The sequence below is a fragment of the Brevundimonas sp. genome (genome assembly GCF_044239655.1).
GTDB lineage: Bacteria > Pseudomonadota > Alphaproteobacteria > Caulobacterales > Caulobacteraceae > Brevundimonas.
This window is the reverse complement of sequence record NZ_JBIIAY010000204.1, coordinates 1-3,010: the sequence shown is the minus strand read 5'-3', so window position 1 is coordinate 3,010 and position 3,010 is coordinate 1. Positions and strand designations below refer to the sequence as shown.

2 protein-coding genes and 2 pseudogenes are annotated in these 3,010 nt (G+C 68.4%); all 4 read left to right on the top strand.

From position 1 onward, the window contains the following. Window positions 1-236, top strand: a pseudogene (locus ACILQR_RS16330) (rod shape-determining protein MreC); the annotation flags it as partial. Continuing rightward, window positions 233-757 carry a hypothetical protein gene (locus ACILQR_RS16325; RefSeq protein WP_395652415.1) on the top strand — a complete coding sequence of 175 codons (525 nt, stop codon included), beginning with the start codon at window positions 233-235 and terminating at the stop codon, window positions 755-757. The pseudogene ACILQR_RS16330 and the gene ACILQR_RS16325, both read left to right, overlap by 4 nt. Further along, the gene (gene mrdA / locus ACILQR_RS16320) at window positions 754-2,787 is read left to right on the top strand and encodes a penicillin-binding protein 2 (RefSeq protein ID WP_395652414.1); all 2,034 of its coding nucleotides are present in this window, start codon (window positions 754-756) and stop codon (window positions 2,785-2,787) included. Before ACILQR_RS16325 ends, mrdA begins: the two co-directional genes overlap by 4 nt. Next, window positions 2,784-3,010, top strand: a pseudogene (locus tag ACILQR_RS16315) (rod shape-determining protein RodA); the annotation flags it as partial. The gene mrdA and the pseudogene ACILQR_RS16315, both read left to right, overlap by 4 nt.

The window sequence follows — 3,010 nt, the reverse complement described above, 5'->3', positions numbered from 1 at the left end:
ACGGCACCTGGCGGGTCAAGCTGTTCAGCGACCGGGGCGCCATCGACTATGTGCGGGTCATGCTGTTCCAGGACTTCGGCCAACTGGTGAACCCGGAGGCGCTGAACGCCGCGCCACTCGCAGGCCTGACCTCCGCGCCAGCGCCCAGTGCGACCCAGGCCGCCGCCATCGGCGACGCCGCCGCGCGCCGGGCCGCTGCGCCGGCCACGCCTGCTCCTGCGGGAGCGCCACGGTGAGACGGGCGGCTACGGTCCGTGTCGTCGGCCCGATGGACTGGATCTTCATTCCCGCCCTGATCGCGATCGGGCTGTCGATCGTTCTGGCTACGCCGGTCGAGCTGTTCGGGCTGAAGCTGCCCGAGCCGATCCTGCCGATGGTCCTGGCCTTTGCCTGGCCCCTGATCCGACCATCGATGATCGCGCCTCTCGTGCTGCTGTTGCTGGGCCTGTTCGTCGATCTGCTGTTGGCGGGCGCTCAGCCCCTCGGGGTCTGGTCGTTGAGCCTGCTGGTCGTCTACGGCGTGGTGCTGGCGGCGCGGAACCTGCTGGCGGGGCAGGAGACCCAAATCCTGTTCATCTGGTACGCCTGCTGCACCCTGCTGGCCTTTCTTCTGACCTATCTGATCGTCAGCATCCAGGCGGCGAACGCGCCCAGCATCCTGTCTCTGTTCGGTCAGATGATCCCGACCCTGCTCCTGTTTCCGATCGCCAACATCATGATCGAACGCTTCGACGACGGCGACATGCGGCTGCGATGAGCAACGAGCCCTCGATCTTCTTTTCGGACGTCAACGAGCGCCAGGGGTCGTTCCTGCGCCGAACCTTCGTGGTCGGCGGGGCGACGGCTCTGGGCGTCGCGGCCCTGACCGCGCGGCTGGCCCAGCTCCAGGTCGTTCAGGCGCAAGAGTATTCGACGCTCGCCAGCGAGAACCAGTTCAACTTCCGCCTTGTGCCGCCGCCGCGCGGACGGGTGCTGGATCGCAACGGGGTGGTCATCGCGGGCAACCGGCCCAGTTTCCGCGTCCTGGTCGTGCGTGATGAGACCAAGGATCTGGATCAGACGCTGGACCTTCTTGGGCGGTTGCTGCCCGACACCATCGACCGCCGCCGCGCCATCATCCGCGACGTCAACGCCGCGCCGCGCTTCAGTCCCGTCCCGGTCAAGACGGACCTGTCGTGGGAAGAGTTCGCCCGGGTAAACCTGTATGCGCCCGAACTGCCCGGCGTCATGGCCGACATGAACGAGACGCGGTTCTATCCGTTCGGCGGGTCGTTCGCCCACGTGATCGGCTATGTCGCCAAGGTCACCGACCGCGACATCAAGGCGATCCGGGACAAGGGCCAGGAACCGCCCACCATCCTGTTCAATCCGGGTTTCCGCATCGGCCGCTCCGGCGTCGAAAAGGCCCTGGATGCCGACCTGCGGGGCGAGGCGGGTGGCAAGCGGGTCGAGGTCGATGCGCGGGGTCGCGTCGTGGCCGAGGACATCGGCGGGTCGCGCCCCGCCATCAACGGCAAGGACGTGGTGCTGACGCTGGATGCCGATGTGCAGAACCGGGCGCTCGAGGTGTTCGGCGACGAGAGCGGTGCCTGTGTCGTCATGGATGTGCGCAACGGCGACATCCTGTGCATGACGTCGTCGCCGTCGTTCGATCCCAACCTGTTCGTCGGAGGGGTGCCGTCGCGGATCTATCGCGCGTGGAGTGACTTCGAGCGCAAGCCCCTGCTGGACAAAACGATCAACGGCGTCTTCCCGCCGGGCTCGACCTTCAAGCCGGCGACGGCGCTGGCCCTGCTGGCGGCGGGGGTGGATCCTGCGGATCGGGTCAACTGCAGCGGCGTGTTCCGCACCGGCCAGCGCTGCTGGGGTCGGCATGGCTCGCAGGACATGCACGAGGCCATCAAGAACTCGTGCGACATCTATTTCTACACGATGTGCAACCGGGCCGGGGTCGACGGCATCCGCGACACGGCCCTGAAGCTGGGGTTCGAACACGAGTTCGACATCGGCGTCGACAACCAGAAGAAGGGGCTGCTGCCCTCGACCGCCTGGAAGCGGCGCACCTTCCCGCGTGATCCGACCTGGCATCCGGGCGAGACGACGTCGGTGGCGATCGGCCAGGGGGCGGTGACCGTCAATGCCCTGCAACTGGCCACCTATACGGCGCGGCTGGCCAACGGGAAGAAGGCGATCCTGCCGCGTCTGATCAAGTCGGTCGGCGGCGTCGAGCGTCCGTCCGGGGCCGCCGTGCCCGACCTGCCGTTCGACCCGGCCCATATCGAGATCGTGCGCCAGGGCATGATCGCGGTGGCCAATGACAGGTCCGGCACCGCCTATCGCCAGTCGCAGCTGGGGCTGGGCGACATCCAGATGGCCGGCAAGACCGGCACGGCCCAGTCGCGGGACTATGGGTCCGGCACCCGCAGGTCGAACGTCTGGGCAGAGAAGGACCACAACCTGTTCATCGCCTTCGCACCGGTGGATGCCCCGCGCTATGCCGTCGCCGTCATCATCGAGCACGGCGGCCGGGGCGGGGGCACGGCCGGTGCGCCCCGCGCCCGCGAGGTGATGCGCACTGTCCTGCTCAAGGACCCCGAGATGCGCGAGCGGATCACCCGGCCGCCGCCCCCTGAGGCGACGGGTCCGCAGATCGACGAGGGTGACATCGGCGCGGCACCCGAGCCGGCCGTGGCACCGCCGACGCCGGCGCGTCGGGCGTCGTCCGCGCCGGCCCGCGATCCCAATGTGCCCCCGGGCTTCACCCCCTATCAGGCGACGCCCCGATGACCGCCTCGGCCCTGACCCGTCCTGGCGAACGCGAGCGGCTTTCGACCAAGCTGGGCGAGATCGAATGGCGGCTGGTCGCCCTGCTGTGCGCGGTCGCCATGGTCGGCACCGCCATGCTCTATTCGATCGCCGGCAGCAGCTGGCAGCCCTGGGCGATCGACCACCTGATCCGGTTCGGTGCCCTTCTGGTCGCCATGCTGGGGCTTTCGCTGGTCCATCCCCG

What these genes read in the sequence shown, in the direction of transcription:
- mrdA (WP_395652414.1), top strand. Translation starts at nt 754, where the DNA reads ATGAGCAACGAGCCCTCGATCTTCTTTTCGGACGTCAACGAGCGCCAG.